The sequence below is a fragment of the Microcoleus sp. PH2017_24_DOB_U_A genome, from assembly GCF_020738205.1.
Taxonomy (GTDB): Bacteria; Cyanobacteriota; Cyanobacteriia; order Cyanobacteriales; family Microcoleaceae; genus Microcoleus.
This window is the reverse complement of sequence record NZ_JAEQCT010000016.1, coordinates 87,890-102,101: the sequence shown is the minus strand read 5'-3', so window position 1 is coordinate 102,101 and position 14,212 is coordinate 87,890. Positions and strand designations below refer to the sequence as shown.

At 46.7% G+C, this 14,212-nt stretch carries 15 protein-coding genes and 1 pseudogene; 9 read left to right on the top strand and 7 right to left on the bottom strand.

The window, feature by feature from the left end:
• Positions 1-39: 39 nt before the first annotated feature.
• Complete coding sequence (locus tag JGK07_RS01170) at positions 40-561, bottom strand: pentapeptide repeat-containing protein (RefSeq protein WP_293189655.1); 522 nt, start codon at positions 559-561, stop codon at positions 40-42.
• Positions 562-573: 12 nt separating this feature from the next.
• On the opposite strand from JGK07_RS01170, the gene JGK07_RS01165 reads away from it, so the two are divergent.
• On the top strand, positions 574-1,140 hold the full coding sequence (locus tag JGK07_RS01165) for a YraN family protein (protein WP_293225544.1): 567 nt from the start codon (positions 574-576) through the stop codon (positions 1,138-1,140).
• Between the two features lie 196 nt (positions 1,141-1,336).
• Here JGK07_RS01165 and JGK07_RS01160 read toward each other — a convergent pair whose 3' ends face one another.
• Positions 1,337-1,726: a hypothetical protein gene (locus JGK07_RS01160; RefSeq protein ID WP_293154581.1), complete on the bottom strand. Its 390-nt coding sequence runs from the start codon at positions 1,724-1,726 to the stop codon at positions 1,337-1,339.
• A 145-nt stretch (positions 1,727-1,871) separates the two neighbouring features.
• Here JGK07_RS01160 and queA point away from each other — a divergent pair, with 145 nt between their 5' ends.
• Complete coding sequence (gene queA, locus JGK07_RS01155) at positions 1,872-3,002, top strand: tRNA preQ1(34) S-adenosylmethionine ribosyltransferase-isomerase QueA (RefSeq protein ID WP_293216404.1); 1,131 nt, start codon at positions 1,872-1,874, stop codon at positions 3,000-3,002.
• 153 nt (positions 3,003-3,155) lie between these two features.
• Here the strand turns inward: queA and rpmF are convergent, their stop codons facing one another.
• From rpmF to JGK07_RS01140, 3 genes are all read right to left on the bottom strand, one after another.
• Positions 3,156-3,329: a 50S ribosomal protein L32 gene (rpmF, locus tag JGK07_RS01150; RefSeq protein WP_006632406.1), complete on the bottom strand. Its 174-nt coding sequence runs from the start codon at positions 3,327-3,329 to the stop codon at positions 3,156-3,158.
• A 369-nt stretch (positions 3,330-3,698) separates the two neighbouring features.
• A complete protein-coding gene (locus tag JGK07_RS01145; RefSeq protein ID WP_293174814.1) occupies positions 3,699-4,175 on the bottom strand; it encodes a TM2 domain-containing protein in 477 nt (158 codons plus the stop codon).
• 112 nt (positions 4,176-4,287) lie between these two features.
• Positions 4,288-4,557 (bottom strand): hypothetical protein, encoded by a 270-nt coding sequence (locus JGK07_RS01140; protein WP_293174817.1) that lies wholly within the window; start codon positions 4,555-4,557, stop codon positions 4,288-4,290.
• Between the two features lie 7 nt (positions 4,558-4,564).
• Here JGK07_RS01140 and acsF point away from each other — a divergent pair, with 7 nt between their 5' ends.
• The 3 genes from acsF to JGK07_RS01125 all read left to right on the top strand — a co-directional run bounded on the left by acsF (position 4,565) and on the right by JGK07_RS01125 (position 6,646).
• Entirely contained in the window at positions 4,565-5,638 is a 1,074-nt protein-coding gene (gene acsF, locus JGK07_RS01135; protein WP_293189653.1) for a magnesium-protoporphyrin IX monomethyl ester (oxidative) cyclase, read from the top strand.
• A 104-nt stretch (positions 5,639-5,742) separates the two neighbouring features.
• Entirely contained in the window at positions 5,743-6,345 is a 603-nt protein-coding gene (locus tag JGK07_RS01130; RefSeq protein ID WP_293195728.1) for a Uma2 family endonuclease, read from the top strand.
• 58 nt (positions 6,346-6,403) lie between these two features.
• Positions 6,404-6,646, top strand: coding sequence for a hypothetical protein (locus tag JGK07_RS01125; protein WP_293225546.1), 243 nt, complete (start codon positions 6,404-6,406; stop codon positions 6,644-6,646).
• 167 nt (positions 6,647-6,813) lie between these two features.
• On the opposite strand, the gene JGK07_RS01120 is transcribed toward JGK07_RS01125, so the two are convergent.
• On the bottom strand, positions 6,814-9,633 hold the full coding sequence (locus JGK07_RS01120) for a tetratricopeptide repeat protein (protein WP_293225548.1): 2,820 nt from the start codon (positions 9,631-9,633) through the stop codon (positions 6,814-6,816).
• Positions 9,634-9,669: 36 nt separating this feature from the next.
• Positions 9,670-9,825 (bottom strand): hypothetical protein, encoded by a 156-nt coding sequence (locus JGK07_RS01115; protein WP_293174832.1) that lies wholly within the window; start codon positions 9,823-9,825, stop codon positions 9,670-9,672.
• Positions 9,826-9,912: 87 nt separating this feature from the next.
• On the opposite strand from JGK07_RS01115, the gene JGK07_RS01110 reads away from it, so the two are divergent.
• From JGK07_RS01110 to JGK07_RS01095, 4 genes and pseudogenes are all read left to right on the top strand, one after another.
• Positions 9,913-11,427 (top strand): phospholipid carrier-dependent glycosyltransferase, encoded by a 1,515-nt coding sequence (locus JGK07_RS01110; RefSeq protein ID WP_293225550.1) that lies wholly within the window; start codon positions 9,913-9,915, stop codon positions 11,425-11,427.
• A gap of 93 nt (positions 11,428-11,520) precedes the next feature.
• Entirely contained in the window at positions 11,521-12,150 is a 630-nt protein-coding gene (locus JGK07_RS01105) for a hypothetical protein (protein WP_293213260.1), read from the top strand.
• Positions 12,151-12,172: 22 nt separating this feature from the next.
• A pseudogene (locus JGK07_RS01100) lies at positions 12,173-13,040 on the top strand (Uma2 family endonuclease).
• A gap of 275 nt (positions 13,041-13,315) precedes the next feature.
• Positions 13,316-13,852: a lipase family protein gene (locus JGK07_RS01095; RefSeq protein ID WP_293225568.1), complete on the top strand. Its 537-nt coding sequence runs from the start codon at positions 13,316-13,318 to the stop codon at positions 13,850-13,852.
• Positions 13,853-14,212: the final 360 nt, after the last annotated feature.

Sequence of the window (14,212 nt, the reverse complement as noted above, 5' to 3'; positions counted from 1 at the left end):
CAACAACATACCTCATCTTTCTGAGAACCGCTATATCTTTTAATAATCACAAAACAGAGTTTCGCGAGTCTCTCTACCAGTCACCGGATTAGTACCTTTGGCAACCTTACAAAGCTTTTCGATCATATCGTCTCGGAGGAGAGTCTCAGTAAAATCAGCACCGTCAATCACAGCTCCTTCCAGTCTGGTATTGTAAGCAAAAGCACCCTCAAGGATAGCATTAGTTAAATTAGCTTTCATCATGCGAGCCAAATCCAAAGTCGCACCCCTTAAATTAGCGCCTTCAAAATTTGCCTCTTCCATATTGGCGCCAAACAGACTTACGCCTCCTAAATCTGCATTGGTAAAATTGCTGTTGCGAAGATTGGCTTTATTAAAACTGTCGTTAGTCAAAACTTGTCCGCTAAAATCAGCGCCAACTAGGATTTCTTTGTCGCGATCCAAGGCGAAAGCAGGTGCGGGATTAATCGCGATCGCCCCAGCGGCAATTACTGCTAAAATAACAAAACTCAGCAAGAAATTATAAATATTTTTGCGATGTTGGCGAATTCCAGAATTCATAAGTTAAAGCTAATGGGCAGCAATGACAGTTCAGAATTGAATTCTACCAGAAAGCGCTCCTCTTCGGTGGTTCCCGCCGCCTCCAACTCTCCCCAACCGACAAACTCTCGGGATCTCGGCACGTTGGGAGAAAACTTAGTCGCCCAGTGGTTACAGCAGCAAGGTTGGGAAATCCTGCACCGTCAGTACCACTGTCGCTGGGGAGAGATTGACATCATCGCCCTCGGAAGAGATGAAGAGGGCGAAAAAAACCCAGGAATTCGCGATCGCCAATTCCCAACATTAGCCTTTGTAGAGGTGAAAACTCGCCGTCGTGGAAATTGGGATGCTGGGGGAATCTTGGCTGTTAGTGCAGCAAAACAAGCCAAACTTTGGCAAACCGCCGAAATATTTTTAAGCACTCGTCCAGATTTAGCAAATAATTCTTGTCGGTTCGATGTCGCCTTAGTCAGGTGCGAGCCTTCGCGGCAAAAGACCAAGCAAATATTACCACCAACGACAGCGAACTCTCAATCCGCCCTTGCCGGAAACTACCGGCTTACCCTGCAAGAATACATTCGATCGGCTTTTAGTGATTAGAAATGTCAAATTAAAAATTACAGGCTAAAATTAAAAAGTAATACCGCTTGGTAATTTTTAATTGTTAACTTGCCTTGACTGTGGCCCATTGGTTTCTTCATCTTTAACGGACATGGAAAAAGCGTTAACTCCTCTGCCCCTCTTGCCTTCTCCCGCTCGGACTCTGCGATCGCAGGCAATTTATCTGCTTCCCAGTCTAGGCCAAAGTTTCCGGGCAATATCCCAGACCCTTGACAAACTGCTGGCGAAACGCTTCAATTTCTTTGCGGTCTGGGCTTCCGTGACAAACCACGGCCACCTGGTAGCGGCGCATCACGCTCAGCGGCGACTGTCCCGTTTCCAAGCTCCACAGTGCCATTTGCAAGCGAATTTCAGGATCGTAAGGAATCCCGACTTCGTTCATAAAAGCCCGAAAATCCCCGTGCATTTCTGGAGTCAAATATTGGCTCATTTTCACCTTCACGACCCAGCCGTCAATTTGGTGAATAACAGTGATAAATTGCAAAGGAAGATGACTAGCCGTGCGTAGGTAATCCACGACTCTCAGAGTGAGGCTAGTATTAGCGATGTAGTAGAGGTATTCCATAACTATCCTTCGAGCAAAGCTGATGCTACACCTCTATCGTCGCGGGCTATACCCGCCACCACAAGGGGAAAAGCACCCGACTTGGGATGGGGGTTTTTACCCAATTTGTTACCGAGTTGACAGATTTTTGACAGGAATTCACCCGATGACAGAGATTGACTGGTCTTTGGACGCTTATGACTACGAACTTCCGCCCTCGTGCATTGCCCAAAATCCGGTAGTGCCGAGGGACAGTTCTCGGTTGCTGGTGGTAGATTCTCCCAGCAGCCACCAACACCGGATTTTCCACGATTTGCCGGATTTGCTCGAACCCGGAGACTTGCTGGTACTTAACAACACCCGTGTTCTGCCAGCGAGGCTCTACGGGCACAAACCGAACGGCCCGGCTGTGGAGATATTGTTGATGGAAGAACGCCAGCACAACTGCTGGCTGGCTTTGGTGAAACCGGGGAAACGCTTAAAGTTGGGAGCCAAAATTGAGTTTGAGCCCGCCTCCTGTGATGACTCTGCGGAAGGGCCTTGCTGTTGCCTTCCCCAGGCTGTGGCAGTCGATCGTCGATTGACTGCGACAGTTATAGACAGGGACGAGCAAACTGGGGGACGGCTGTTAGAGTTTGACATCCCTAGAGATGCGACTCTGGCGAAGTTTTTGGACGAATACGGCCACGTACCTCTGCCGCCCTACATCGAAAATTCCCAAGCTGCGCCGGAACAGTACCAGACTGTTTATGCCGAAAAGCTCGGGGCGGTGGCGGCTCCGACAGCAGGGTTGCACTTCACCGAAGAATTGTTCAGCCGCTTGGAAGAGCGGGGAATCGAAAAAACTTTTGTCACCCTCCATGTGGGAGTAGGAACGTTTCGCCCGGTGGAGGTTGCAGACGTGACGACTCACAAAATGCACGGCGAATGGGTGGAAGTATCGGCCTCCACTGTCGAGAAAATCCGCGAAACTCAAGCCCGAGGCGGGCGGATCTTTGCTGTGGGTACGACAGCAGTGAGAGCTTTAGAGGGAGCTGCGGCGGCGAGCGAAGATTTTTCGTTGCAGCCTTTTTGCGGCCAGACAAATTTGTTTATTTATCCGGGTTACAAGTGGAGGGTTGTAGACGGGATAATTACCAATTTTCATTTGCCGCGCTCTACTTTGATGATGATGGTAAGCGCGATGATTGGAAGGCCTCGGCTGTTGGATTTGTACCGAGAGGCGATCGAGAATCAGTACCGATTTTATTCGTTTGGCGATGCCATGCTCATTTTACCGGAGGCAAGGAACGATTAACTCATATCTGGCACCATTCTCAAACTTTCTTTTAGGGCGGCCCAAAGTGGCCACCCCACAAGAAAATATATGTGTTCTCCAACAGCCGGCAAAGCCTGTTAACCGAGAATGGTGCAAAATATCAGAAATGCCAATTGTTAATTTTTAATCTATTTATTCTTCCTCCTCTTCTTCATTACCGGGATACACGAAGCTGTTGGAACGCCCAGTCAGAACTGATTTGCCGAGAGACAGAGCTTTCTGAGCTGCCACTACAGCTTTGCGCTTCCATGTGGCTTTACGCATATTCTTCTTGGATTTGGAGGTTTTCTTCTTAGGGACTGCCATGACGCTAAATACTTTCTGGTTGTATAGACAAACAAACATTCTAGCCGATTTTGCCTCGCTGGCTCGACAAACCACAACAAGCAATATCCAGTAGTAGGGTGCGTCAGCGACTAGCTTGTCGAACAACACATAAAATCCGCCAACTGACGCACCCTACATTTCTCTGTGACAAGTAGTAGGGTGCGTCAGCGATTAGCTTCTCCAACAACACGCCAAATCCCCCAACTGACGCACCCACTCCAGCTTAGGAACGAAAATTTAATAACTTAGACTCTTAAAAGTGGGATGGGCGTCCCGCCCGTCTATAAGGGACGGGCGGGACGCCCATCCCACAATCATTAAAATTGTAAGTTATTTAATTCTCATTCCTTAAAGCTCGTGAAAATAGTACATCACGACGCCACTAACTGGGTCGTTCTCGATGCTGACATAACCGGTTTTGAGCATTGCCGTGAAAGCCTCTTCCACTTCGGCAAAAGTAGCGCCGGTTGCCATCACCCCTTGGGTGACAGATAATCTTGCATTTTTGGTATAAGCTGCCTTCAGGAGTTTAATCCCTAACTGTTCCGGGGTTGGCTTCTGGTATGTCGAGGCGATCGCCCCGCTGGTGGAAGATAGCGGTATACCTTGGGGAGATACCCCGAGTTTGCCCCTGATAGTGGCATTGTGCTCGTCCACCATCTGCGGCAGAAGTAGCAAGTCAAACAATTGCCCGAACCCAAATAACCCAAAGGTACACAGCCACAGCAAACCCGTGCCAATCTTGCCGTTGTAGAGGCGGTGGAGTCCGAATGGGCCGAAAAAACAAGCTGCCCATAAAAGGTAACTAACACCTAAATTGCTCATTTTATGCCCGTCCTGCCTGGTTATTTAACTATTGCGCTCCCTCAATATATATTTTGTGGTTGGCGATCGGGTGTTTCAAAAGCTTGACACGGGAATTTATTTATGCTGTATCCTATAAATTGACAACAGGCAGAATTTTGTTCCCGAATCCCTTCTGTTTCAAAGCCCATAAGTAATTGTGCGTAGCAATTCTTAACGCCAGCAACATCTTTCCGGGTCGAGAGCTTGGTAAACTGGAGGGCGTGGAAATTTCAGCAGCTTTGACCTGAATTCCACAGAGAGCGCCAAAGTGCGCCGCACAGCGCTGGTCGGAGATACAAGGGCGATCGCCCGCAGTACCCGAAACCTCAAACAAGCGAGCAATTATAAGCAAAAAATCCAATAAACATATGGTAGATTCGCTCAAAAAACCCGCTTTTGCCCAGCAGCAAGAAGCGAAAACCCCAGCCAAAGAAACTATTCTCACACCGAGATTTTACACAACAGACTTTGACGAGATGGCCAAAATGGACATCTCGGTAAACGAAGCCGAACTCGAAGCAATTATCAAAGAGTTCCGCGTTGACTACAACAAAACCCACTTCGTGCGGGATGCCGAGTTCGATCAATCCTGGGAACATATCGACGGCGAAAAGCGGAAGTTGTTTATTGAATTCCTCGAACGCTCTTGCACCGCTGAGTTTTCCGGCTTCTTGCTCTACAAAGAATTGGCACGCAAACTCAAGGACAAAAATCCGGTACTCGCCGAAGGTTTCTTGCTCATGTCCCGCGATGAAGCGCGGCACGCCGGATTCCTGAATAAAGCGCTGTCGGACTTTGGTTTGTCCCTAGATTTGGGTTTCTTGACAAAGAGCCGCAGTTACACATTCTTCAAGCCGAAGTTTATTTTCTACGCCACTTACTTATCCGAAAAAATCGGTTATTGGCGCTACATCACGATTTATCAGCACTTGAAAGCCCATCCTGAAGATCAGATTTATCCGATTTTCCGATTCTTTGAAAATTGGTGTCAGGATGAAAACCGCCACGGAGATTTCTTCGATGCGGTGATGAGAGCTCAGCCTCAGATGTTGAATGATTGGCGCGCTAAGCTGTGGTGCCGTTTCTTCTTGCTGTCGGTATTTGCGACAATGTATCTCAATGATATCCAGCGCGGTGGTTTTTATCGATCGCTCGGACTCGATGCTCGCGAATACGACATTGAAGTGATCAAAAAAACCAACGAAACAGCAGGCCGCGTTTTCCCCGTCATGCTCGACGTAAACAATCCAGAATTTTATGAACGGTTGGATGTTTGCCTCAAAAACAATCAGCAATTAACCGCGATTGTTGAGTCTAAAACTCCGAAAGTTTTGCAATTGTTCCAAAAATTGCCTCTGTATTTGTCCAACGGTTGGCAGTTGGTGAAACTGTACTTCATGAAGACAATCGAGTCGCCTTCTGTTGAGGGTGCAGTCCGTTAAGTTTTGATTTCCGATCCTCTGTTACGGCGGTTCTGCGATGGCAGAGCCGCTTTTTTTTGGTATAATGTTAGTCTCATTTTGATGCGCGTCGCTCTGAGGATATTATGGTTGTACAAACAGAAAAACGCTACTGCACTCCCGAAGAATATCTGCAATTAGAGGCAACTGCGGAGTTTAAAAGTGAATACCGTGATGGAGAAATAGTGCCAATGACAGGTGGAACAACGAATCACAATGAAATCGCAGGTAATTTTTATGCCCGCTTTAAATTGACTTTGGGAAGGCCGAACTATCGCGTGTATATGGGTGACGTGCGTTTGTGGATATCGCAATATCGCCTTTACACTTATCCCGATGTCATGGTGATTTCTGGAGAGCCTGCTTATGAGGGCAGCGGTACGACTACGGTAACTAATCCGGTGCTGGTTGTTGAGGTTTTGTCAAATTCAACCAAAAATTACGATCGAGGCGATAAATTTCAGTATTATCGATCGATCCCCAGTCTTCGAGAATATATTACGATCGACCAATATAAATGTTATATCGAACAATTTGCTAAAAATTCAGAAAATAAATGGGTATTAACAGAATATACAACGGCTGATGAAGTTATGACATTAAGTGCGAGCGAATTTCAAATTCAATTGAGCGAACTTTACCAAGGAGTTAATTTTGAGATGAAGGGTGATTCAACAGTTGACAGTTGACAGTTGACAGTTGACAGTTTGAGAGCCACCTCTACCTAGAAGGAAGAGGATTGGAGTAATGAATAGTCTGATTTTAATTTCTCCCTCAAGGGGTTCCGGCTTTCAACCAATTCTTTCTGGTAATATGCGATCGGGAAGACGCAACTCTTTTGTAGACTACAAAGCAGATGCACACAACTGGATAACTTTGATGACAGTTATAAATTGTAGGGTGCGTCGCTCACTGGCAGCCTGGTTGAGGGCGAGAATTATTCGTGGCGAGGCACTCTACGTCGTTATTAATCCCGGTTATAAATTGTAGGGTGCGTCGCTCACTGGCATCCTGGTTGAGGGCGAGAATTATTAGTGGCGACGCACCCTACGTCTCTGGTTTTTCGTACTAAATTGATGCTGATTTTTCATCAACTTTATCAAAATTCAGGGTTTTAAAACCCCGCTGTCAACTGTCAACTGTCAACTGTCAACTGTTTACCGCCATTCACCCTGAAGCGTAAACGCAGCCCAATAATAGGGAGACTGCCACTGTTTCTGCTGCAACATTTCCAATTGCGCCGCCCTTAAAGCTGCTGCTGGCGTTAACCCTTTTTTCAGCATTCCCTGATAGAAACTCGACATTAACTTCGAGGTTCCTTCATCATCCACACTCCACAAACTCACCACCACTCGCTTCGCCCCAGCATACATAAATCCTCTCGTCAATCCCACCATGCCTTCGCCTTGAATGTTCTGCCCCAATCCGGTTTGACAGGCACTTAAAACTACTAATTCTGCTGCTAATTTGAGATTGAAAATATCCGTAAGCCGCAGGAATCCGTTTAAGGGTTTGCCATTTTCGTCTACTAAGGACATGAGGATTCCTGATAATTCCGGGTTAGTGCTATTCGCGAAACCGTGGGTGGCAAAATGAATGATTTTATATTGGCTTAAATTCGGGCTGGTGGCTGTGGCGCGACTGGCTGCAAAATCCAAAGATTCGGTGCGAGAATTGGCAGGAACTAAGGCTTGAATGATTTGAGCTTCTTGGCGAGTGAATTTTAAACGGTCAAACTGTACGTTATTGTTGCCTCGGGAGCGACTTAAACCGGGATTTGCTGATTCTACCGCTTGCTCAGTGGTGGCTGAAGAATAATTTTTAATTCGTTCGTCGTTACCGCTAAAAACTGGATCGGCGAGAATTGCTAAAGTGCGAGTAGGGGCTTGTCTGTCGCTATAGTTTTGTCTTAAGATTCCCAAGGTGGAAGCGGAAGGCAACAGCACAATTTCATGGTTTACTATTAAAGGCGGATTCCCATTTTCACCGGATTTTCCGGGGAGCGAAAGGGCGGCAAAGGGAAGATAATTCAAAACACCATCGCCAACAATCAGCAGGCGTTTTTGACCGAGTTGGGCAGCAACGGGCTGTAAAATAATTTGACTGAGGGCGTTGTTAGCTTCAGCGACTCGATTGGGGATGTCTCGGTAGCGCGGATCAGTGACAGCAGCACGAAAGTTTTTGGCAGTTGTCTCGATTTCGGCAGCTTTTGGTAATTCATAACTGGTAATGCTGGTTTTCGTCACAGCCCAGAGATAGCTGCGGTCTTTTCCTAAAGAATACTGGAGTAAAATTGTATTCTCGTCGAGGATTTGTTGTTGAATCTGTGAAAGAGTTAGGGGTTGCGGTTGGGTGAGGGCGGCGTACCGGGGGCTGGTGGTGCGGATTTGGGTTTGAATGTCCTGATATTGTGTGATTAAAGTTTGCCGCTGTTGTTCTAATTCTGCTTCTTGGGCGGGAGTGTGGTTGGGGCGATTTAGAACTTCGATTCGTCGTTTTTCAAGGGCATCGAGTTGCTGTTGTAAACTGCGTTCTCGCTGCAATAATTCTGGGGCGACACCTTGACGAATATCGGCGTTTGCTTCTTGCAAAAGTTCGAGGAGGCTGCGGGCGCGGGAACGTTCGCTGGCTTCAAAGGCTTTAGTATTGTAACCAGATTTGGGTTGGGTTTTGTGCAGTTGCATTAACAGGTCAATGTAGAACTGGTAATAGTTTTGTACGGTGGCAAAGTATGAGGTGCGGAGTTCTGGGCTAGCAACTTTGGTGCGAAGGCTTTCGATGATTTTGAGGGAGGTTTCAATATTAGTGAGGGCTTCAGTGAGATTGCCTCGATCGCGTTTGGCATAAGCAATGTTGTAAAGGGTGACAGCTTCCCCACTGCGATCGCCCACTGCCCGTCTCAGCGGAAGGGACTGGCTCAAATACTCTAGGGCTTTCTGCTTCTCTCCCAAATCTGAGTAGACACCGCCGATGTTGTTGAGGGTGGTAGCTTCCCCACTGCGATCGCCTACTGCCCGACTCAGGGGAAGGGACTGGCTTAAATATTCTAGTGCTTTTTGTTTTTCTCCCAAATCATCGTAGACTAAGCCAATGTTGTTGAGGGTCGTAGCTTCTAGAGAGCGATCGCCTACGGCCCGACTCAGCGGAAGGGACTGGCTTAAATATTCTAGTGCTTTCTGTTTTTCTCCCAATTCTGAGTAGACACCGCCGATGTTGTTGAGGGTGGTAGCTTCCCCTTGAGCGTCGCCCACAGCCCGTCTCAGCGGAAGAGATTGGCTGTAATACTCTAGCGCTTTCTGCTTCTGACCCAAATCTGAGTAGACTAAGCCAATGTTGTTGAGGGTGGTAGCTTCAATAGTGCGATCGCCCACGGCCCGACTCAGGGGAAGGGACTGGCTGAAATATTCTAGTGCTTTCTGTTTTTCTCCCAATTCTGAGTAGACTAAGCCAATGTTGTTGAGGGTGCGGGCTTCCTCTAAGCGATTGCCTACTGCCCGACTCAGGGGAAGGGCCTGAATGTAATACTCTAGCGCTTTCTTTTTTTCTCCCAAATCTGAGTAGACTAAGCCGATGTTGGTGAGGGTAATAGCTTCTAGAGAGGGATCGCCTACGGCCCGACTCAGTGGAAGAGACTGGCTGTAATACTCTAGCGCTTTCTGTTTCTCTCCCAAATCTGAGTAGACTTTGCCGATGTTGTTGAGGGTGACAGCTTCTCCACCGCGATCGCCCGCTTCTCGATACAGTTTTAATGCTTCTTCAAACTTGGCGATCGCACCTTTTAAAGATTCCGCCGTCCCTTGCTGGTACAGTTGGAGCCCTTCTTTCAAGGATTTTTCAGCCGCAGCAGCAGTGTTTCCCCCTCCCTGCTGCGATACCCCTTGACTAATTTGCATCGCACTGGGTGCCGCCACCGCTGGAACTCCTAGGAGGATACTTGCACCTACAGCTATCCCCCAAACCCACAGCCTGAGATTCATAAACACCCGCCTTAAACAAGACCTTGTTAACCGGTATCATAGTCGATCGCACATTGTCATATGCGTTTTTCCTGCCTGGGTGCCAATTACATAGGCAGCATATTGTGAAACAATAGTCGCTACCGCCGATCGCCCCACGTGACAAGCATTATTGCCTGCATCGGGTTTGTAGCAGCGAAGGTTAAAAGTCATAATAGTAATTTTTACGCTCTTTTCAACTGATTATTTTAAAATTAGCGATCGCCCCCAAATCTAGCATCTACTATTTTCGGTTATTTTATGCAACTCAACAAAAAACAATTCAACAGATCCACTCTTGTTTTTGGTCTAGGAATGCTCGGTGTGTTCCTATTTTCTTGGATTCTGCGCTTTTGGGAACTGGAGCGATTTAACGCTTTCGTATTTGACGAGGTTTATTACGCGAAGTTTGCCAACGATTATCTCACTAAAACACCTTTTTTCAACGCTCACCCGCCGCTGAGTCAGTACATAATTGCGATCGGGATTGCGATCGGCACTCACCTCCCCTTCGGCAAAACAGCCGTCAACGGTCTAGCCGGCTCAACGCTTTCCCCTTGGGATTACCGCTGGCTAAATGCTCTCACAGGCTCCTTTATTCCCCTAGTTGTCGGAGCTCTGGCTTATCAGCTAGTGCGACGCCACACCTTTGCTTTTCTGGCTGCTTTCTTTATCGCCTGCGACGGTTTATTTTTAGTTGAATCTCGCTACGCGCTCAACAACATTTATCTAGTTTTGTTCGGAATCTTAGGACAACTATTTATTTTAAAATCCGTAGAATCAGAAGGCAAAAAGCGGTGGCTTTGGCTGGTGCTAGCAGGAATAGGTTTCGGTGCTTCTGCTGCTATCAAATGGAATGGGCTGTGGTTTCTATTCGGTACGTATCTAATTTTAATCTGCGCTTGGGTAGTGCGTTTAATCCAAGGAAACCGAGGAGATGAAGAACAGAGTGCCGAGGTAAATCCTGCTCTCCTGCCGCCCGAAAGTCCCGTACAAAGACTGACTCAACTCAAATTCTTAGAAGTAATTTTGAGTCTAGCTGTGATTCCTGTTTTAGTTTACAGCATCTCCTGGATTCCTCACCTGCATCTCAATCCAACTCCCAACTTTTGGCAGATGCAAACGGAAATTTTGACTTATCACCAGCGGATTAAAAGCGGGCCTGACGTGCATCCTTACTGTTCGGCGTGGTACAGTTGGCCTTTGATGCTGCGCCCGATAGTCTACTTCTACAAAAGTATTAGCAGCAACGCACAATCCGATCCAGTTTTGCCGCCTTTACCCAGCGGTGTAAACCCGGTAATTCTTGATGTTCACGCGATGGGAAATCCTTTGCTTTGGTGGCTGTCAACTTTAGCTTTACTGCTAGTAATAGGAGTTTTGGTTCACCGGGTTTTTGTGTGGAGGGAAACGCGCCGGGTGGCTTCTGTTGAGGCGATCGAACAGCAGCGGCCGATTTTGTTTCCGCCGACTACTGAAATGTGGATGGCGCTGTATTTAATAGTTAATTGGGTGGCTAATTTGCTGCCTTGGGTGAAGGTGACTCGCTGCGTATTTTTGTATCATTATATGGGCTGTTCTGTGTTTGCAGCTTTAGCACTTGCTTGGTGGACTGACAGGTGGCTGCACAGCCCACAAACCCGCCTCCGAGGGATGGGGGTAACAATAATTTTTATGGTTTTGGGTGCTTTTATTTTCTGGATGCCTCTCTATTTGGGATTGCCTTTGTCACAAATAGAATGGAAAATTAGGATGTGGCTGCCGTCTTGGGTTTAGATTAGAATATATCTCTCCATAAAAGCCTGTATAGGGCAGGCATCTTGCCTGCCCCACAAGAGTTTTTATAGATTTTCATAAAGACGAAATATTATGTCTAAAAACTCCCCAAAAACCTCAGCGGAAATGGAAGCGATCGCCCGCGCACCAAACCTTGTCGAAATCAACAAAGAAATCCGCGACTTGATTATCGATTATGCCATTGGAGTTGCAATTCTGGGACTCAACCCGCTGCCGGGAAGTATGACGGTGACGCTACTGGTGGCGAGCGTGTTGCTATTAAAAATGATGCGGGATATTGGGGCAAAATGGGGCTATCCAAAAGGTCAAGATGCGCTGGCGATCGGAGGCAATCTGTTCGGGGGTTTGGGTTCTTTTTGGGTAGCGTTTATGGCTTGGATATCGATGTATGGTTTGGGTTTGTTTGTGCCGTTTGTGGGCGGTTTTGCGGTGGCTTCGTCGCTGTTTGCACTGACTTGGAGGGTGGGACAGGCGACGCACCTTTATTATGCTAGCGGCCGCCAAATGGATGCAGCGGAACTCAAGGAAGTTTTCGATAGTTCTCAACCGGAAGGGGCGGCTTTGTTTGAGGCGAATATTGGGGCGATCGCCTCTCCACCTCAAGTAACAGAAAATCCGATTAAATCTCTCACTGATGACTTGATAAATGGTAATATAAGTCAAGAGGAGTTTGAGAAAAAAATTAAAGACATTCTTGATTAAGACCTGTTACTCACATAAAACCATGAAATTCTCTCTCGATGTAGAAAACAACCCCGCAGGTTGGCCGGATCACACTCAGCTACCAGAATCCGACGGCACTTTTGTGAAAAACTTTCAAGAACATCCCCAAAGCATTCTGTTAACTGATTCTATTACTCCGATCCTCCAAAGCATTCATCCAGATGCTGATTACTGTATCGGTCAAGATAGCGGGATTTATTGGCGATTGACTGAGCCACTAGAGCGTGGTGCGGAAGCACCGGATTGGTTTTACGTGCCAAATGTCCCGCCAACATTTGACGGTCAAGTGCGTCGTTCTTATGTGATGTGGCAAGAGTTTTTAGCACCATTAATTGTGTTAGAATTTGTGTCGGGAAATGGTGCTGAAGAACGAGATAGAACGCCTTTGTTGCGAACTGGTCAACAGGAAACTAAACCTGGCAAATTCTGGATTTACGAAAATGTCATCCGTCCGGAATTTTACGGGATTTATGAGGTGACTAAGGCGAGTGTCGAAGTTTACCATTTAGTAGGCCGTAGCTATCATTTACTTCCGGCAAACGATCGCGGTCATTATCCAATTCCACCGTTAGGAGTGGAATTGGGAATTTGGCAGGGAAGGTATCAAAATGTTGAGTTACCTTGGCTGCGCTGGTGGGATAGTGAAGGGAATTTGCTGTTAACGGGCTTTGAAAGAGTTGAAGAAGAACGGCAAAGGAGAACGGCAAAGGGCTGAACAAGAACGGCAAAGGGCTGAACAAGAACGGCAAAGGGCTGAACAAGAACGGCAAAGGGCTGAACAAGAACGGCAAAGGGCCGATCGCGCTCAAGAAGAATTAGAGCAATTGCGCGCTCAATTGCGATCGGCTGGAATTGAACCTCAATTATGAGGGAAACCTTTGTTGACAGTGGGAAAGTAGCAATTAAGGACGAGGTGAGAAACTGGGTTTTTTATTAAAATCATTAGATTGCAGCCAGCAGATTAGGTAAAAAACCCGTTTTTTGATATAGCCTTTCGAGCGAAAGATGAGGTATGACTATAAATGAATTTTTTCATGCGACTTCGGTTACTATATTATACACATAAGAGGGCTAAAGCCCAACAACGTACCTGACTTTTTTGAGAACCGCTATATTGATATTTAGAGTTAGTGTATGACCAAGTATATTCCAGCAAAAATTACCTGCCTACGCTACAAAAGAAAGTAAGGTTTTCAGTAAGTCCTACGGTACAATTCATCCCGGTTTTTCAACCATCTACAGCAATATTGCCACTCAAACGCTGGACATTGCCAAAAAGCTGAATCCGTCGGTTCCTTGCTATCTATCGGGCCACAGTTTGGGTGCTGCGATCGCGACTTTGGCTGCGATCGAGATTGCGGTGAATGTTCCTCGGTTGAAAAAGCAGGTGCAGTTGTATACTTATGGCAGTCCGAGGGTGGGCGATCCGGTGTTTGCGAGGGAGCACAATCGAGTTGTACCGAACAGCTATCGTGTGGTAAATTTGGCGGATGCAATTACGCTGGTGCCTTTTACGGTGTTCTTTAAGACTGAATATGTACACGTGGGTGAGGAGTGGGCTTTTTTGGCGCCTAATGGGGATGTGATGCCGAATCATGTGGTGGATAGTTACAGAAGTGCGATCGACAAACAAGTCGAAACCAACAAACCCCGAACCTCCCCAAATTCCGGGTTAAAATAGTGTGGGCGAATAGAATTCGCGGCTACACAAACAATGTCCGCCTCCACGGACTCAATAAAAGAGATAAATGCCAATTTAAAGAAATAGTATAAAATAGACCTCTTGCAAAAATAGTTAGGACGATGCTCAAAGCCATCCCACAACAATCTTTTTTCTTGTGGGATGGGCTTCTAGCCCGTCCCAAAATTTGGTTAAAAGGATTTTTGCAAGAGGTTTAATGTAATTTTTAATGAATTTGATACGATCTCAAACACCAAATCAGCTTTTATTGATACTCTTATCTTCAGTCCGCGGAGGCGGACATTGTTTGTGTAGCCCCGAATTCTATTCGGTGGGCTTTATTTGTGAAACATCGCAATT

Coding starts and splice junctions, on each gene's coding strand:
- JGK07_RS01170 (WP_293189655.1), bottom strand. CDS start 561: ATGAATTCTGGAATTCGCCAACATCGCAAAAATATTTATAATTTCTTG.
- JGK07_RS01165 (WP_293225544.1), top strand. CDS start 574: ATGGGCAGCAATGACAGTTCAGAATTGAATTCTACCAGAAAGCGCTCC.
- JGK07_RS01160 (WP_293154581.1), bottom strand. CDS start 1,726: ATGGAATACCTCTACTACATCGCTAATACTAGCCTCACTCTGAGAGTC.
- queA (WP_293216404.1), top strand. CDS start 1,872: ATGACAGAGATTGACTGGTCTTTGGACGCTTATGACTACGAACTTCCG.
- rpmF (WP_006632406.1), bottom strand. CDS start 3,329: ATGGCAGTCCCTAAGAAGAAAACCTCCAAATCCAAGAAGAATATGCGT.
- JGK07_RS01145 (WP_293174814.1), bottom strand. CDS start 4,175: ATGAGCAATTTAGGTGTTAGTTACCTTTTATGGGCAGCTTGTTTTTTC.
- acsF (WP_293189653.1), top strand. CDS start 4,565: ATGGTAGATTCGCTCAAAAAACCCGCTTTTGCCCAGCAGCAAGAAGCG.
- JGK07_RS01130 (WP_293195728.1), top strand. CDS start 5,743: ATGGTTGTACAAACAGAAAAACGCTACTGCACTCCCGAAGAATATCTG.
- JGK07_RS01125 (WP_293225546.1), top strand. CDS start 6,404: ATGAATAGTCTGATTTTAATTTCTCCCTCAAGGGGTTCCGGCTTTCAA.
- JGK07_RS01120 (WP_293225548.1), bottom strand. CDS start 9,633: ATGAATCTCAGGCTGTGGGTTTGGGGGATAGCTGTAGGTGCAAGTATC.
- JGK07_RS01115 (WP_293174832.1), bottom strand. CDS start 9,825: ATGACTTTTAACCTTCGCTGCTACAAACCCGATGCAGGCAATAATGCT.
- JGK07_RS01110 (WP_293225550.1), top strand. CDS start 9,913: ATGCAACTCAACAAAAAACAATTCAACAGATCCACTCTTGTTTTTGGT.
- JGK07_RS01105 (WP_293213260.1), top strand. CDS start 11,521: ATGTCTAAAAACTCCCCAAAAACCTCAGCGGAAATGGAAGCGATCGCC.